The 15,314-nt window shown below is 71.7% G+C and carries 11 protein-coding genes; 4 read left to right on the top strand and 7 right to left on the bottom strand.

The window, feature by feature from the left end; all coding sequences use genetic code 11:
• Window positions 1-316: 316 nt before the first annotated feature.
• Window positions 317-559 carry a hypothetical protein gene (locus JGU66_07405; GenBank protein ID MBJ6760586.1) on the top strand — a complete coding sequence of 81 codons (243 nt, stop codon included), beginning with the start codon at window positions 317-319 and terminating at the stop codon, window positions 557-559.
• A 27-nt stretch (window positions 560-586) separates the two neighbouring features.
• Here the strand turns inward: JGU66_07405 and JGU66_07400 are convergent, their stop codons facing one another.
• From JGU66_07400 to JGU66_07390, 3 genes are all read right to left on the bottom strand, one after another.
• Window positions 587-1,690: a hypothetical protein gene (locus tag JGU66_07400; GenBank protein ID MBJ6760585.1), complete on the bottom strand. Its 1,104-nt coding sequence runs from the start codon at window positions 1,688-1,690 to the stop codon at window positions 587-589.
• A 12-nt stretch (window positions 1,691-1,702) separates the two neighbouring features.
• Window positions 1,703-3,181: a VWA domain-containing protein gene (locus tag JGU66_07395; protein MBJ6760584.1), complete on the bottom strand. Its 1,479-nt coding sequence runs from the start codon at window positions 3,179-3,181 to the stop codon at window positions 1,703-1,705.
• Window positions 3,182-3,286: 105 nt separating this feature from the next.
• Window positions 3,287-6,139, bottom strand: coding sequence for a PAS domain S-box protein (locus tag JGU66_07390; GenBank protein ID MBJ6760583.1), 2,853 nt, complete (start codon window positions 6,137-6,139; stop codon window positions 3,287-3,289).
• A 224-nt stretch (window positions 6,140-6,363) separates the two neighbouring features.
• Here JGU66_07390 and JGU66_07385 point away from each other — a divergent pair, with 224 nt between their 5' ends.
• Window positions 6,364-8,103, top strand: a complete 1,740-nt coding sequence (locus tag JGU66_07385) for a GAF domain-containing protein (GenBank protein MBJ6760582.1) — start codon at window positions 6,364-6,366, stop codon at window positions 8,101-8,103.
• A 1-nt stretch (window position 8,104) separates the two neighbouring features.
• On the opposite strand, the gene JGU66_07380 is transcribed toward JGU66_07385, so the two are convergent.
• Complete coding sequence (locus JGU66_07380; protein ID MBJ6760581.1) at window positions 8,105-10,618, bottom strand: HAMP domain-containing protein; 2,514 nt, start codon at window positions 10,616-10,618, stop codon at window positions 8,105-8,107.
• A 100-nt stretch (window positions 10,619-10,718) separates the two neighbouring features.
• Window positions 10,719-11,234 (bottom strand): GreA/GreB family elongation factor, encoded by a 516-nt coding sequence (locus tag JGU66_07375; protein MBJ6760580.1) that lies wholly within the window; start codon window positions 11,232-11,234, stop codon window positions 10,719-10,721.
• Between the two features lie 94 nt (window positions 11,235-11,328).
• Between JGU66_07375 and JGU66_07370 the strand changes: the two genes are divergently transcribed.
• Both JGU66_07370 and JGU66_07365 read left to right on the top strand, forming a co-directional pair.
• On the top strand, window positions 11,329-11,610 hold the full coding sequence (locus tag JGU66_07370; protein MBJ6760579.1) for a rhodanese-like domain-containing protein: 282 nt from the start codon (window positions 11,329-11,331) through the stop codon (window positions 11,608-11,610).
• 60 nt (window positions 11,611-11,670) lie between these two features.
• The gene (locus JGU66_07365; protein MBJ6760578.1) at window positions 11,671-12,582 is read left to right on the top strand and encodes an EamA family transporter; all 912 of its coding nucleotides are present in this window, start codon (window positions 11,671-11,673) and stop codon (window positions 12,580-12,582) included.
• Window positions 12,583-12,589: 7 nt separating this feature from the next.
• Here the strand turns inward: JGU66_07365 and JGU66_07360 are convergent, their stop codons facing one another.
• Both JGU66_07360 and JGU66_07355 read right to left on the bottom strand, forming a co-directional pair.
• Window positions 12,590-13,591: an alpha/beta hydrolase gene (locus tag JGU66_07360; protein MBJ6760577.1), complete on the bottom strand. Its 1,002-nt coding sequence runs from the start codon at window positions 13,589-13,591 to the stop codon at window positions 12,590-12,592.
• A 420-nt stretch (window positions 13,592-14,011) separates the two neighbouring features.
• Window positions 14,012-14,815 carry a prolipoprotein diacylglyceryl transferase gene (locus JGU66_07355; protein MBJ6760576.1) on the bottom strand — a complete coding sequence of 268 codons (804 nt, stop codon included), beginning with the start codon at window positions 14,813-14,815 and terminating at the stop codon, window positions 14,012-14,014.
• Window positions 14,816-15,314 lie beyond the last annotated feature (499 nt).

Below are 15,314 nucleotides of genomic sequence, written 5' to 3'. Positions count from 1 at the left end.
TGACCCGTCCTGCCCCGGCCCTTCGTTGGCAGACGGCGGCGCCCTGAAGTAGCAGGCTGGAACGCCCCTGGCTCTGGGACGTCCACGGCCTTCATACCGTTTTTCTTGGATCAGTGAGAAGCCGCACTGCTTTCGCCGGGCCGGAGTGTCGCGCCTCGCGCTGGGAGTGCGTCCCACGGGTGGGCTTCCGTGTCGCCCATGCACCCACCACCTTCGAGGGGCACGCAGACACCTGGGGAGGTAGGCGATGGGGGCGAAGGCGAAGGTCCAGCGGCCAAGGAAGGTGAGCGCGTCCCGGTCTCGCAAGGGGACCGGGATGGCAGAGGCGGAGCCGGCGGGGCGCGAGCAGGGGCGGCTGGCGGTGCGAAGGGACATCGCGGAGTACCGCGCGGCGGCCGAGGCGCAGGCGGGGCGGGTTCGCCAGGAAATCGAGGCGGCGCTGGAGGTCAGCCGGCGCACCCGCGAGGAAATCGAACAGCGCATCGCCAGTGAGTTGCACACGCCTCGGCGAGCGAGGAAGCCCCCGGCGCGCAAGCGTGGGCGCGCGCGTGTGCGGTAGTCCGCCTTCCCACCGCGCGGGTGGGGTTCAGGAGACGTTGCGCGTGCCCTGCGGGGGCTGATGCACCGGGGTCGACTCCTCCGGGGCGGCCTCCTGGCCCATCGCGGACAGCTTGCGGGCGAGCTGCGCCGCCTGTTCCCCCTTGGCGCCCAGCTCGCTGCCCTGCACCCCGATGAAGGAGACGCGGGCGCGCTCCAGCTGCGCCACCTGGGCGTGGAGCTGCGCCAGCATGCGCTCGCGGCGGCGCGTCAGGGTGTCCAGTCGGTTGAGTTCCTCGCCCAACGACGAGGCGGCCAGCTCGAGCTGCCGCCGCGCCAGGCCGTCCTGCGTCTGCGATGCGCGCTCGCGCAGCTCCCGCACCTGCGTGTCCACGTCGCCCTGGGAGATGGCGTTGAGCTGAGCCTCCAGCGCGGCGTGGGACTCCGCGAGCGAGAAGGCCTCCTGCGCCAGCGCGCCCAGCACCTTCTGGAGTTCTCCGCGCCCGGCGCTCGCGGGCAACTTCTTCACGACCTGCAGGCACTGGCGATAGAGCCCCAACGCACGTTCCACCAGCTCGCGCACCTCGCCTTCGAGCGTGCCCACCAGCGTGCTGCCCCGCGCCGCCACCGGATCCACGTGCAGGGCCAGGTTCGCCGGCAGCGTGCCCACCGACCAGAACAGGCCCATCACCGAGAAGCCCACCAGCGTGGACAGCACGCCCGTGCCGGAGAGGAAGCGCGCCTCCAGCACCTGCCGCACGTACAGCCCCAGCGGCGCCGTCACCAGCGCGGCCAGCGCGCTCGCGCCCACTTGGAGGGGCGTGCCCACGCCCTCGCGGCCATGGCCCAGCCACGCCACCAGCGCGGAGGTGATGGCCGCGGCCAGTCCCAGCGGCAGCGGCTCGGGAAGCTCCAGCAGCAGCGGGACGATGGGCAGCACCAACAACGCCGAGCGCAGCGCCAGCGCATAGCCCGCGCTCGGACGCGCGCCGGCCAGCGCCGCCGCCGCCACGGCGAAGAACCCCGGCTCCACATGCACGCGCACCCGGAGGGCGATCGCCGCGAGGACTCCCATGGCGCCAGCACCCGCCAGCGCACGGAAGGTCCGCGACTCGAATTCCTCGCGGTGGAGCACCTGCAGGGTGAGCGACATGGCGACCTGTCCCTAGTAGCTGTTGCTCTGGCCGAAGTTCTTCATCGTCTTCTTCTGCAGTTTCAGCAGCTCGCGACGCTGGGTCCCTTCATCCTGGGCCTGGCCATAGGCTGCCTGCGTCTCGTCCAGTTCCGCAAGCTCTCCAGCGAGCGCGGCCGACGAGCTGCCAAATAGTTTGCGCACGTTGTCCAGCATCCCCATGGCCTGCTGCTGGTTGCCCTTGCGCATCTCATCCGCCGCCAGGAGCATCTGCTTGGCACCCATGGCGCGGATGGCGTGCACGCGCACATCCCGGTCCAGGTGGGCGCGGACCTGGGCCTCATCCGTCGTCACCTGCGCCGTGAGCGTCAGGGCCGAGCTGGCCTTCGTGTCGCGCGCCACGTCCACGTAGTTCGCCGAGGCGGACAGCACGGGCACCGCGGGCGCGCCCTCCGCCACCTGCGTGGCGAGGGTGAGCTTCACCACCACGCGCACGGACTGCGCGCCGGCCAGGTCGTACAGCGGCACCCGCACCTGGTCGCCGGTGCGCGTGGCGGTCAGCCCCATCACCTCCACGTCGCGCACCGAGGGCGGCAGGGTCAGCGCCAGCTCCACGCCCCGCGCCACCGTTCCGGTGGCCTGCTCCAGCTCATGCGTGAAGATCTCCGCCAGCCGCGCCGAGTCGTCGATGAAGCCCGTGAAGCCGCCGCCCTGCTCGGCCATGCCCCGCATCAGCACCTCGTTGAAGTCCCGGCCCACGCCGAGCGCGCTGACGGTGATGCCCTCCTCGCGCATGTGGCGCACCACGGCCAGGAGCTGGGGCGTGGTCAGCAATCCCTCGGTGGGCTGGCCGTCGCTGACGAGGATGACGCGGCTGACGGGATAGGTCTCCGCGAAGGGCTTCACCGCCGCGGCCGCCAGGGTCAGCGCGCCGCTGATGTTGGTGGAGCCCTCGTCCCTGATGGCGGCGATCTCCGACAGCAGATCCGCGCGCGTCGCCTCCGAGATGACCTTGCTGGGCAGCGCCTTCACGTCCGTGCCGTAGTGCACCAGGGCCAGGCGGTCTCCGGGCTGGAGCTGCCGCACCAGCTCCGCCGCCGCGCGCTTCGCGTCCGCCAGCTTCTGACCCGACATGGAGCCCGAGCGGTCCACCACCAGGGCCAGGTTCACCGGCACGCGCTTCATCTTCTCCGGTTGGCGCGCCGTCAGCTCGAACCACGCGAAGGCCTCGCTCGCCCCCGCCTTCACGTAGGAGCCGGACAGCTTGCCCGTCAGCGTGAGCGCGCCGCCCTCGGGCGCACCCGTGAGCAGCGGCAGCACCGTCTGCGTGGGCGCCTCGCCCGGCTGGACCACGGTGTGGGTCGTGTCGGGCCCGGTGGCCGGCGCGACGGCGGGCGCGGTGGTGATGGGGTTCAACGGCGTCGGGGTGCCAGCAGGTCCACCTCGACCCAAGAGCAGCGCGGCGATGGTCAGCAGTCCCGCGGCGGACAGCAACAGCAGCGTGCGATTCATGAAGGGGCCTCGGCAGTTCCTGCGTTCGGCCGGGACGCTCTCCTGTTTCCGCGTGCGCTCGCATCCGTCAGCGGGGGGAGGGTCCTCCCGATGACGGATGGGACTTCACCTCGGGGGGACGCCGTCTCGCACGAGCTCCTCCACGGCGCGGCGCACGCGCGCCTCGTCGAAGGGCTTCTCCAGGAGCACGTTGGGGATGCTGGCGAGGAACTCGCGTGCGCCCGCGGTGAACGCGCCGCCCGAGACGAACACGAAGCGCCGCTCGAAGCCCGGGTGCTCGCGGCGCACGGCCTCGTAGACGTCGCGCCCCGCCAGGTCCGGCATCATCACGTCGCACAGCACCGCGTCGAAGTCCGGCCCTCGCGCCAGCCGCTCCAGCGCCTGCCGTCCGCTGGTGGCCATCTCCACGTGGTGCTCGCGCAAGAGGCGCTGCAGCACGCGGCCGACGGCGGGCTCGTCATCCACCACGAGCACGCGACCCTTGAGCGGCGCGGGCGTCGCGCGCGGCGCGTTCGCGGGGTCATCGTCGCGTCGCTCGGGCCGAGGAATGGGCATCGCGACGCGGAACACGCTGCCTCGTCCCAGCTCGCTCTCCACGGTGATGTCGCCGCCGAGTCCGGTGACGATGCCGTGGCAGATGGACAGCCCCAGGCCCGTGCCCACGCCCACCGGCTTGGTGGTGAAGAAGGGGTCGAAGATGCGGCCCAGCACCTCGCGCGGGATGCCCACGCCCGTGTCCCGCACCTCCACCACCACGCGCTGGGAATCGCTGCGCGTCACCAGCCGGATTTCATGCCGGTGGACCATGCCCTCGGGGATGGCCTGCGCCGCGTTCACCACCAGGTTGAGGAACACCTGGCACAGCCGTCCCTCGTCCGCCATCACGGGAGGAATGGCGCCGTAGTCCTTGCGCAAGAGCGCGCGGTGGCGAATCTCGTTGGCCGCCATCATCGCCACCGAGTCCAGCACCGCGTGCACGTCCACCGGCGCCATGCGCTCCTCATCCGGGCGCGAGAACGTCTTGAGCTGCCGGACGATCTGCCGCACGCGCTCGGCGCCCTCGCAGGCCTCGCCCAGCACCTCCTGCCACTCCGCGAGGTCGGGCTCGCCGCGCACGCGCTGGCGCAGCGCCGTCGCGCCGTCGCCCGGGGGCAGGTGGTGGCGGAACTCCTCGGACAGGAAGCCCAGGTTGGACAGCACGAAGGCCAGCGGGTTGTTGATCTCGTGCGCGATGCCCGCCGCCAGCGTGCCCACCGACGCGAGTCGATCCGCCAGCGTCAGCCGTGCCTGGAGCTGCCGCTGCTCCGTCACGTCGCGCGCGATGGAGACCACCGCGGGCTGGCCGTCGAAGCGCAGCGGCAGTGACACCACCTCCGCCAGCCGCGTGCGCCCATCCTCGCGCACCAGCCGCCGCTCCCCGGTGAGCGCCGCGACTTCTCCGGGCGGAAGACTGCCGGGCGCGTCCTTCACGAACTCCGACAGCGCTCGGCCCACGAGCTGCTCCGCGCGCTCGAAGCCCAGCGTGGAGACGAGCGCCGCGTTCGCGTACACGATGCGCCCGTCGCGCTCGATGGCCGCCGCATCCGGCACGCCCTCCAGCAGCACGCGGAAGCTCGCCTCGGAGCGCTTCAGGGCTTCCTCTGCCTGACGTCGCTCGGTGATGTCGCGCGCCAATCCCTCCACGGCCACCACATGGCCCGAGGCATCCATCACCGGCGCGACCACGTGCTCCAGCCACAGCGTGCGTCCGTCCGGATGGATGAAGCGCAGCGCCACGGGCGCGCCTCCCGAGTCCTGGGGCACCTCCAGCAGCCGAGCCAGCGCCTCACGGTCCTCGGGGTGCGCGTGCTGGTGCCACAGGTCGGGCTGCGCGTAGTGCGCCTCCGGCTCCAGGCCCAGCTTCGCGTGCGCCACCCGGCTCACGAAGGTGAAGCCGCGCGGAGCCTCGCGCCGATAGAAGTACAAGACGTCCGAGGCGTTCTCCGCCAGCTGTCGGAAGCGCCGCTCGCGCTCTCGCAGCGCCCGCTCGGACTCGCGCCGCTCCAGCGCCAGGGAGATGGCGCCGCCCGCCGCGAACAGCAGGTCCACCTCCAGGCGATCCCACGGCCGCGCCTCCGTGCAGTTGTCGAAGCCCACGAAGCCCACGAGCGCGCCCTGCACGCGCAGGGGCAGCACCAGCAGGGACAGGATGCCCTGCGGCTCCAGATAGGCGCGCTCCACCTCGGGGAACGTCGTCACCAACCCCGAGACGACCTCGCCGTGCTCCAGCAGGCCCAGCCACCGCTCCAGGTCTGGCAGCAGCGGCAGGTTCTGGAGGAGCGGGTTGTCGATCTCCGGCTTCACCCCGGGCAGGCACCACTCGGCGCGTTGGCTGCAAAGCTGCGTGCCCGCGTCATCCCGGTGCGTCTCGAACACGTAGACGCGGCTGGCCCCCGAGGCTTGTCCGAGCGCGGGCAGCACCGGCGCGTACAGGTCCGCGCCCGGCTCCGCGGCGAGGAGCCGCTGCTGGATCTCCACCAGCGCGGTCAGGTAGCGCTCGCGGCGAGCCAACGCATCCGCGGCTCGCTTGCGCTCGGTGATGTCGTTGAGCGTCCCCACGAGCCCGAGCAACGACCCGTCCTCACCCAACGCGGGCCGCGCGAAGGCCTCCACCCACCGGAAGCCGCCCTCACGTGTCAGGTAACGCGCCTCGTGGTGGCTGGGCTCGCGCTGGCGCTCCATGAGCCGCTGGAACAGCTCCAGCGTGCGCTCGCGATCCTCGGGGTGCACGAACTCGAGCACGCCGCGACCCAGGCTCTCCTCCAGCGTGAAGCCCGTCATCTCCGTCCAGGCGGGGTTGAGGAAGTCCCACGTCCCCCGCGCATCTGTTTGGAAGACGACTTCGCGCAGGTTGTCGATGACGAGTCGATAGCGGCGCTTGCTAGCGGCCCAGTCGGGCCTGTCGGGCGGCGTCTGCATGAAGTGGCTCGAAGAAGGGGCCGGGCCGTCCGGACACCGGGGCGTCCGATGTGGTTTTTCGCTCAGACAACAATTCTGTATCCCCGCCATGCAGGCAAGGGGGCTCGCCTGACACCCCAACGGGCGAGCGGAGGGAAGTATGCGCCCGCATGCTGGACCGCGGGGTGGCCGTCTTCCTTCCGCCAAGGCGGGGATGCCACCATGATGCACGCGGGAAACCCTTCATGTCTTCCGTCGCAGCCCAACATCGCCCGAGCGCCGACCCCTTGAGCGATGGGGCGGAGGACTTGCTGCGAGGGGAGCTGCTCCACCTGCTGGTGGAGGAGTCCTCGGAGGGCGTGGTGCTCGTGCAGGTGTCGGGGCGCGTGCTGGCCTTCAACACGGTGGCCTCGCGGCACTTCGGCATTCCTCCGCCCGCCAGCCTGGAGCGCGGTCAGCTCCCGGGCTGTGAGTGGGTGCGCGCGGATGGAGGCCCCTTGGCCGAGGAGGCCTCGCCGCTGGCGCGGGCGCTCCGAGGCGAGCGCGTCTCCGAGGGGCGCTGGGAGCTGCGCCGGCCCGACGGGCGGCGGGTGGTGCTGCGCGGCTCGGCGCTGCCGGTGATGGGCGAGCGTGGGCGCACCGCGGCGGTGCTGCTCCGCACGCATGAGGAGTCACCGCTGCCGCTGGAGACCTCGCGCCTGCTGGCGGAGGCCGGCGCGCTGCTGGGCGCCACGCTGGAGACCGACGAGCGCTTGGAGCCCTTGCTGCGGCTGCTGGTGCCCGCGCTCGCGGAAGCCGCGGTGCTGTGCCTGGGCCTGCCGGGGGAGACCGCGCGGGTCGCGGCGGCGGTGCATGTAGACCCCACGAAGCAGGTCCTGCTGACCGAGATGCTCCGGCGCTACCCACCGGAGCCTGCGTCATCCGGCCGCGGCCTGCCGGGCGCGCTGATGGCGATCGCGACGGAGCGGACGGTGCTCGCGTCGGACGAGGCGCTGACCCTGGGCGCCCGGGACGCCGAGCACGCGCGGATGCTCTCCGCGCTGCGGCCCCACTGTTTCCTGGCCGTGCCGCTGGTGGCACGGGGCCGTGTCATCGGGGTGCTCGCGCTGCTGCGCTCGGACGTAGCGCGCGCGTTCAGCGCCGAGGAGGAGCAGCTCACCGAGGAGCTGGCGGACCGCACGGCCTTGTGCGTGGACAACGCGAGGCTGCTGCGCGAGTCCCGCGAGGCCGTGCGCCTGCGCGACGAGTTCCTTGGCATCGCCAGTCATGAGCTGAAGACGCCGCTGACGCCGTTGAGCCTCAAGGTGCAGATGCTGCAGAAGCAGCTCGAGGTGCTGACGACGCAGGGCAAGACGCTGCCCGTCGAGCGCGTCGCGGAGACGCTGGAGGTGGTGCAGCGTCAGGTGCGCCGGCTCACGAGCCTGGTGGACAACCTGCTCGACGTGTCGCGCATCACCGCGGGCCGGCTGCGGCTGGAGCTGGAGGAGATGGACCTGGCCAGCGTGGCCGCCGAGATTCTCTATCGCTTCGCGCCCTCCGCCGCGCAGCACGAGACGACGCTGGAGCTGCACGCGCCGGTGCCGGTGGTGGGGCGGTGGGACCGGCTGCGATTGGAGCAGGTGGTGACGAACCTGCTGTCCAACGCGCTGAAGTACGGCGCGGGCAACCCCATCTCCCTCAGCGTGGAGTCCGATGGGCGCCTCGCGCGGCTCACGGTGCGCGACGGTGGCATCGGCATCTCGCGCGAGGACCTGGCGCGAATTTTCGAGCGCTTCGAGCGCGCCGTGTCGGATCGGCACTACGGGGGACTGGGCCTGGGGCTCTACATCACCCGGCAGATTGTCGAGGCCTTCGGCGGAAACGTGCGCGCCACCAGCGTGCTGGGCGAGGGCTCCACGTTCATCCTGGAGCTGCCTCGCGGTGAGGACATCCCCGACGAGTGGCTGACCGCGCACGCCGCGCCCGGCCCCACCCAGGGCGAGTGACTCAGGCGGCCTTCGCGGACGAGGGCGGCGGCCTTCGCGGCAACCTCACGCGGAAGCTGCTGCCCTGCTGCGGTCCCGGGCTCTCGGCCCAGATGGTGCCGCCGTGGCGCTCCACGATTTCGTGGCAGATGAACAGGCCCAGGCCCAATCCGCCGTAGTGGCGCGCCGTGGCGTTGGAGGCGCGCGCGAACGGGCGGAAGAGGCCGGCCAGGCTCTCCGGCGGAATGCCGATGCCCTGGTCCTCCACGCACATCACCACGTGCGTCGCGTCCGCCTCGAGCGACACGCGCACGGTGCCGCCTTGCGGTGAGTAGCGCACGGCGTTGCTGAGCAGGTTGGTGAGCACCTGATCCAACCGCGGCGCGTCCCACTCTCCCTCCAGTGCGTCGGACGGGAGCGCCAGCGCGAAGGCCAGGTGGTTCTCGGTGCGCAGCTCGAAGCGCTCCAGCACCTCGCGCACCAGCGGCACCAGGTCCATGGGCTGTCGCTCCAAGTCGAAGCGACCGCCCTGGATGCGCGCCGTGTCGAGCAGGTCATCCACCAGCCGCGCCAGCCGCTCGGTCTGCCGCGCCATGGAGCGCAGGGCCTTGAGCAGCCGCTCCCGCTCGGGGAACTCGCCGGACTTCTCCAGGCGCTGGAGCGTGAGGGCCGCGAAGCCCTTGAGCGGCGTGAGGGGCGTGCGCAGCTCGTGGCTGGCCACGCTGAGGAACTCCTCTCGCGCCCGCACCGCCGCCTTCAGGTCCTCCTGCGCCGCGCCCGTGCGGGCCGCCATCTCGTTGAAGCTGCGCGCCAGCTCGCCCAACTCGTCGTCCTCGCCCACCTCCACGCGCCGCTGCAGGTCGCCCGCGGCCAGCGCGGAGGTGGCGTCGCGCAATGTGGACAGGCGCCGGATGACGTCGCGCGCGACGACCTGCGACAGCAGCAGCGTCAGCAGCACGCCCAGCAGCACCAGCCCCACCACCGCCGCGCTCATGTGGGTGACGGCGCCGTAGGCCACGCCCAGCTCCTGCGTCACCACCACGTTCCAGTCAGAGCCCTCCACGGGCGCCTCGGCGGTGAGGATGCGCCGGTCGCTCGCGTCGAACGCCTCCAGCACGCCGCCGCCGTTCAGCGTCAACTCGCCGCGCAGCGCGTCCGGCAGGTGCGCCTCGCCCAGCAGCGCCGCGCCGGGCGCCGTGTCGCGCAGCACCTTGAAGCCGCGCCGGTCCAGCACCTGCACGCGGAAGCGCCGCGAGGCCGGCGTGGTGGCCTCGCTCAGTCGCTCCAGGGACAACAACCCCACGAGCAGGCCCTGCACCTGGTTGCCTTCCTCAAAGGGCAGTGCCACCGCCACCAGCGGCTTGCCCCCACGTCCGAAGAAGGGCGAGGACAGCAGGTGCCCACGCGTGGGCAGTTGGGGAAAGAGCGAGGGCGGGGTGCTGTCCGGCGCGCCTGTGCCGGATGCCGCCAGCACGCGACCATCCGCGCCCACCGCGAGCGCCGCATCGAAGGCGCGCGCCTGCTCGGGGAGGTTGCGCAGGTAGGGCTCCAGCCGCGCGCGCTCATGCGTGACGAACGCGGCGCGGAAGCCCGGGGACTCGAGCAGCAGCAGGAGCGACTCTCTCGCGTCGTCCAGGTAGCGCTTGAGGAAGTCCGCCTCGCCCGCCGCGGCGTGCTGCGTGTCGTCGCGCACCTGCTGCTCGATGGCGCGCTGGGCGAGGTAGGCGGCCAGGCCTCCCAAGGCCAGGAGCGGCACCAGCCCCGCGAAGGCCAATCCCCGCAGCAGCTTCCACCCCACCGTGCGCGGCGCGCGCGGGCGCCACTCGAGCGACTCCGCCACGCACGCGAGCATCAGCACCGTGTACACGCCCGTCCCCAGCCACGACTCGCCTCGGCCCAGCGCGTAAGCGAGGAGGCAGAAGGGCACCGCCATCACGGCCAGGAGCACGCGAGGCAGTCGCGGATGCACGCGCCCCAAGGGGAGCAGCAGCCCCAGGCCCGCGAGCGCGAACAGCGCGCCCGCCAGCGACATCACCGGCGCGAGGTGCGCGTACACGGTGAGCGGGAAGTGCTCGGGCGCGGCGAGCATGGCCACGCCGAAGCCCGCGCCCGTGAGGGCCGCGAAGCCTCGGAACACCGGGCGCCGTTGGAAGCTGGGGAGCGACTCCAGCCCCAGGCCCACCACCGCGAGCGGGTAGAGGATGATGCCGGTGAAGGTGTGGGTCCGGACGTTGAGGACCCACCAGTACAGCGACATGGCCGCGCCCAGCGCGGCGCGCGCGCTCCAGTCCAGCCAGCGCGGGGCCCGCGGATAGAAGAGGACGCCCAGGAGCGCGATGCTGCCCGTGAGGTAGACGAGCCCGAGCACGCGCACGTACGGGTACAGCGGCCGGAACGAGACGATGCGGAACTCGTAGGGCACGTACGTCATCAGCACGCCGAACAAGAGCCCGATGCCGGCCACCGCCCAGGTGAGCGGAAGGGGGCGGTGCGGCGTGTGTGACTCAGGCGACCTCGGTGCGGAGGCGGGGGACATCCACGCCGCATCACGCCCCACGGCTCTCGGGGGTTCCACTGCCCCGGAGCCATCCGTCGGGCTCCCGACACGCCGCGCGCTCCGCGAGGTCATCTCCACATCAGGCCACCTCGAGCACCGTCCATTCACGCACCTCGCCGGCCAGCGTCACTTCCACGGTGTCTCCCGCGCGCCGCCCCATGAGCGCGCGCCCCACGGGAGATGCGGGCGTGATGACGGACAGGAAGCCGTCGCCACCAGGACCCGTCAGCTCCGTTCCCGCCCCCGCGGGAAGCACGAAGAAGGTGCGCTCCGCGAAGCCGTCGTCGTCCTCGGTGCTCACGTCCACGATGGCGCCCAGTGCCACCGGCCCCTGGCGCGTGAAGCGCGGAATCGAGCCCTCGCCGAACGCCGTCAGCGCTTGCAGCTCCTCTTGAAGGCGACGCGCCCGGGCCGCCTGTCCGCTGGCGAGGCTGCCGTACTCGATGGCCGCGCGACCGTCCTCCTTCTTCTCGGATTCGGTGGCCAGGCTGCGTGCCGCCTCACGCGCGTCCGCCTCCGCGCGGTGGGCGAGCCGGTCGCTCTGCTGGAGGCGCTCGGCCAGCTGTGCGAGCAGGGTGTGCTTGTCGAGTTTCATGAGGGATACAGAACTGTAGCGCCCGTGTTCGACAGCTCCAGTTTTCCGCACGGCCTCCCTCCACCCGGACCCGGCCGGGGGTACGATGGATGACATGACGCCCCAGGAGCTTTCTCAGAAGGCCCGGCAGCTCGTCGCCGAAGGCGCGGTGCTGTTGGATGTGCGCACTCCCGACGAATTTCGCCAGGGGCACCCCGAGCCCGCGCGGAACATCCCCGTGCAGGAGCTGGCGCAGCGGCTCTCCGAGGTAGGTCCTCCCGGCACGCGCGTGGTGGTGTACTGCGCCGCGGGTGGACGCAGCGCGGTCGCCGCGGACCTGTTGCGCCGCACCGGTTATCCGGACGTGTTCGACCTTCAGTCCGTGCGGAACTGGTAGCACCCGCACGGCGAGACGCGTGACACGGGCGCACGCCTGGAGCAGCGTGCGCGCGCTTCCATGGAACGCACCGCTGGGAAACGCACCGCTGGCTATCTCCTGGTGGCCCTGTCTGGGGCCTGCTTTGGCGCGATTGGCCTCTTTGGCCGGCTCGCCTACGCGGCGGGTGCGGACATGCCCACGCTGTTGTTCCTCCGCTTCACCTCCGCGGGCCTGGTGCTGAGCGCGGTGATGCTCGCGCGGCGAGGGACGTGGCCGCGCGGCCGGGTGCTCGGGGGGCTCATGCTGCTGGGCGCCGTGGGCTACGGGAGCGAGGCGGCGGTGTACTTCACCGCCCTGCAATACGCGTCCGCCGGGCTGGTGGCGCTCCTCCTGTATCTCTTCCCGGCGCTGGTGGCCCTCACGCAGGTCGCGCTCGGGCGCGAGCGGCTGAGTCGCCTGAAGTGGATCGCCGTGGGGTTGGCGCTGGGCGGCACGGCGCTGACCGTGAACCCCGGCACGGACGCGCGACCGCTCGGCATCGCCTTGGGCGTGCTGGCCGCGTTCATCTACACCGCGTACATCATCACCAGCTCACGCGTGGTGGGCCCCGCGGGGCCGCTGGCGGCGAGCACCGTGGTGCTGCTCTCGGCGGGAGTCGCCTTCGGGCTCTGGGTGCTGGTGCACGGGGCCGTTCCGCCGGGCACGCTCCGAGGGTGGCTGGCGGTGGCGGGCCTCTCCCTGCTGTCCACGGTGGTGGCGGTGCTCACCTTCTTCGCGGGACTGGAGCGCATCGGGCCGGTGCCCACCTCGCTGCTGTCCACGCTCGAACCCGTGATGGCGGTGCTGCTGGGCGCGCTGTTCCTCGGGGAGCGGCTGGACATCCGGCAGGGCCTGGGCGGCGTGCTCATCCTGACCGCCGTGGTGTTGCTGGCGCGCTCGGACGGAGGCCGCCGCCCGGAGCCCCCCGCTCCGGGTGACGGCGTGGTGTGAGCGCGGGTTAGCGCACGCGCTGGAGGAAGTGCCGCACGTCGTGGACGAACTGGCGCGGGCGCTCGGCGTGGGGCGCGTGGCCGGTGTCGCGGTAGAGCAGGGCGGTGGCGTTCGGAAGCGCGCGCGCGAGCGCCTGCTGCTGCGCGACCGCGAAGAAGCCGTCCTGATCACCCCCGATGATGAGCGTGGGCACGCGAATGGTTCCCAGCCGCGCGGTGTGGTCCTCGGCGAGCAGTCCATCCAGCGTCGCCTGCCACACGCGCGCGGGCAGCTTGGAGCTCTCGGCCACGAGCGTGGCGAGATACGACGCGGGCACGGGCTGGTAGAAGGTGCTGGCCTGGAAGTCGTGGATGAACTGCGGATCCACCGGATCCGTCTGCGCGTCCACGATGGACTCCAGCCCCAGCGCCACCTCGTTGCCCGCCACCGTGGGCGCCGAGCCCACCAGCACCAGGGCCTTCACGCGCGAGGGGAAGTCGAGCGCCACCTGCTGCGCGATGAAGCTGCCCATCGAGTGGCCCACGAAGACGGCACGCCGCACACCCATCGCGTCGAGGAACGCCGCTGCGTCCGCGGCGAAGTCATGCTGGGCATAGCAGCAGGTGGGCCGCTCGGAGTCGCCGTGACCGCGCTGGTCCAGCGCGTAGATGTGGAAGTCGCGAGGGAAGCGCGGCAGGTCCAGGTCCCACGTGTGATGCGAGTCCGTGTAGCCGTGGAGAAACACGACCACAGGCCCATGGCGGTCACCCTGCTCCACATAGCGCAGCGTCACGCCCGTGCTCAGGCGGACAGAACCCTCGCGGCGCGAGTCATCGCTCCCGCGAGCCTGCGCGGTGGCGTCCGTGTCGTCATCCGCCGCGTCGAGGGCGAACGCCTCGGCCTGGTTCGCGAGGCCCTCCGCGTCCGTGGCGCGGGCCGCCTCGGCGGGCGCGGGCGACGGCGCCTCCGAGCCAGGGCCGCAAGCGGCGAGCATCGAGACGGTGAGGAGGGCGGTGAGCAGTCGGGTCATTCGTGCATTGCCTCGTGCGTGGGGGCGGGAAAGTCCGCCGTGGCACAGCGGCAATCTTACGACTACCTCTGACATTGCCCGGGGGCGCCTGACGCGGTGGGTGAGACGTCACTCGGCACATGGGGCTCCGAAGACCCTTTGCGCGCGGCTCGGAAAACGACGCAACGAGGAGGGGCGCAGCGATGCGCGCGGAGGCATGCGAGCCCCCCGAGAGGTGCTTGGTTGCGGCGCACGTGCTGGCCTTGAGGAGCACCGCGAGGTGCTCGGTCGCAGCGCACGCGGAGGTGTCGTGGGGCGCCGCGCGGGACTCAGTCGTCGACAGACCGGTCCATCCAGCGAGGCGCGCCGCGCAGAGCCACGCGGCACGAAGGGAGCGGCACCCGCCGCGGGCTCATGGCGCGCGGCGGGGAGAAGCGAACGTCAGCGCGCGGTCTGCACGGACCGGGGCGAGGACGGCGGCGCGGTGGGCGCGGCCCTCGGGGCCAGCTTGCGCACGAGCCCCCAGACTCCGTAGAGGACCAGCAGGATGGAGCCATACTGCGCGGGCGTCAGCCCGAAGTAGCGCCCGTCCACGTACGACAGGTCGCTCGCGCGCAGGAAGTCCAAGCCGAAGCGGCACACCGCGTACATCAGCGCGAGCAGCGGCAACAGCCGACCCTTCAGCTTCCCCGCGTTGCGCAGCGCATAGAGCACGCCGGTGATGGAGAAGAGCACGATGGCGTCGTACAGGCCCAGGTCGTGCCGGTTGCCCGAGGGGAACTGCACCGCGAGGAAGAAGTCCGTCAGCACGCCCGGGTGGTCATGCACCGCGAAGCATCCCAGGCGGGCCACGGCCCAGCCCGGTGCCACGCCGAGCGCGAACGAGTCCGCGTAGTCCGCGAAGCGCAGCTTGCGGATCCGGAAGAAGACCACCGCCGCCAGGATGCCGCCCAGCAGACCGCCGAACGAGGACAACCCATCCCAGAACTTCACGATTTGGAACGGGCTCTTGGCCAGCTCCTCCGGGTGGTAGAAGAACAGGTGCACCCAGTGCCCGAAGAGCATGCCCGCGGCCACGCCCCACATGGCGAAGTCGGCCAGCGGGTCGGGATCCAACCCCTCCCGCTCCGCTTGTTTGCCGAGCAGCCGGGCCGCCAGAAGGATGCCCGCGGCCACGAGGATGTTGAACGGGTTCAGCTCGAGGGGCCCCAGCTTGAGCGACGGGGCATGCCAGTAAGGAATCAAGTCGGTGCTCCAATGAGGCGGAGGCCTCTCCCTTAGTCCGCCTTGGGGTCTAGGGGAACACTTGGCGGGGCTCGCCCTTCCCCCATTTCTTTCTTGAGCTTGGTCCCCAGGCCGGTTCCTCGGGCCCCAGCGCGCCCGTTCGCCTTCTTCCCACCCGCCCCTCCAGGTCCGCTGGAGGACACCGCCCCTGTGCGGATACCGGCACTTTGCTCGTTCCCCCGGAGAATCGCTCATACTTCCGGACGTTCTGGCAAGGTCCGATAGGACCGTTACCCCCGGTCAGGGGCGTCTACTGCTGGAATTCCGTGAGTTTTTGTCAGGGGGCTGCGTTCCAATCGCACCATGCGAGGGAGGCCTCGCTCGGGACGGGGAAGACCTGATGGGCAAGCAGACACCTCCCGGCGCGCACGGCGCGGGAGACAGCGTGAGGGAAGCTCGGCCCGGTTCGCCCCGGCCGATGCGGGACTGCCCTTGCGCGCGCGGCGGGACGCAACCCGCG

The sequence above is a fragment of the Myxococcaceae bacterium JPH2 genome, from assembly GCA_016458225.1.
In the GTDB taxonomy this organism is placed as follows: domain Bacteria; phylum Myxococcota; class Myxococcia; order Myxococcales; family Myxococcaceae; genus Citreicoccus.
The sequence above is the reverse complement of the archived record's forward strand: the minus strand, read 5'-3'. Positions and strand labels throughout refer to the sequence as shown.

What these genes read in the sequence shown, in the direction of transcription:
- JGU66_07360 (MBJ6760577.1), bottom strand. Translation starts at nt 13,591, where the DNA reads ATGACCCGACTGCTCACCGCCCTCCTCACCGTCTCGATGCTCGCCGCT.
- JGU66_07395 (MBJ6760584.1), bottom strand. Translation starts at nt 3,181, where the DNA reads ATGAATCGCACGCTGCTGTTGCTGTCCGCCGCGGGACTGCTGACCATC.
- JGU66_07370 (MBJ6760579.1), top strand. Translation starts at nt 11,329, where the DNA reads ATGACGCCCCAGGAGCTTTCTCAGAAGGCCCGGCAGCTCGTCGCCGAA.
- JGU66_07385 (MBJ6760582.1), top strand. Translation starts at nt 6,364, where the DNA reads ATGTCTTCCGTCGCAGCCCAACATCGCCCGAGCGCCGACCCCTTGAGC.
- JGU66_07400 (MBJ6760585.1), bottom strand. Translation starts at nt 1,690, where the DNA reads ATGTCGCTCACCCTGCAGGTGCTCCACCGCGAGGAATTCGAGTCGCGG.
- JGU66_07365 (MBJ6760578.1), top strand. Translation starts at nt 11,671, where the DNA reads ATGGAACGCACCGCTGGGAAACGCACCGCTGGCTATCTCCTGGTGGCC.
- JGU66_07390 (MBJ6760583.1), bottom strand. Translation starts at nt 6,139, where the DNA reads ATGCAGACGCCGCCCGACAGGCCCGACTGGGCCGCTAGCAAGCGCCGC.
- JGU66_07380 (MBJ6760581.1), bottom strand. Translation starts at nt 10,618, where the DNA reads ATGTCCCCCGCCTCCGCACCGAGGTCGCCTGAGTCACACACGCCGCAC.
- JGU66_07375 (MBJ6760580.1), bottom strand. Translation starts at nt 11,234, where the DNA reads ATGAAACTCGACAAGCACACCCTGCTCGCACAGCTGGCCGAGCGCCTC.
- JGU66_07405 (MBJ6760586.1), top strand. Translation starts at nt 317, where the DNA reads ATGGCAGAGGCGGAGCCGGCGGGGCGCGAGCAGGGGCGGCTGGCGGTG.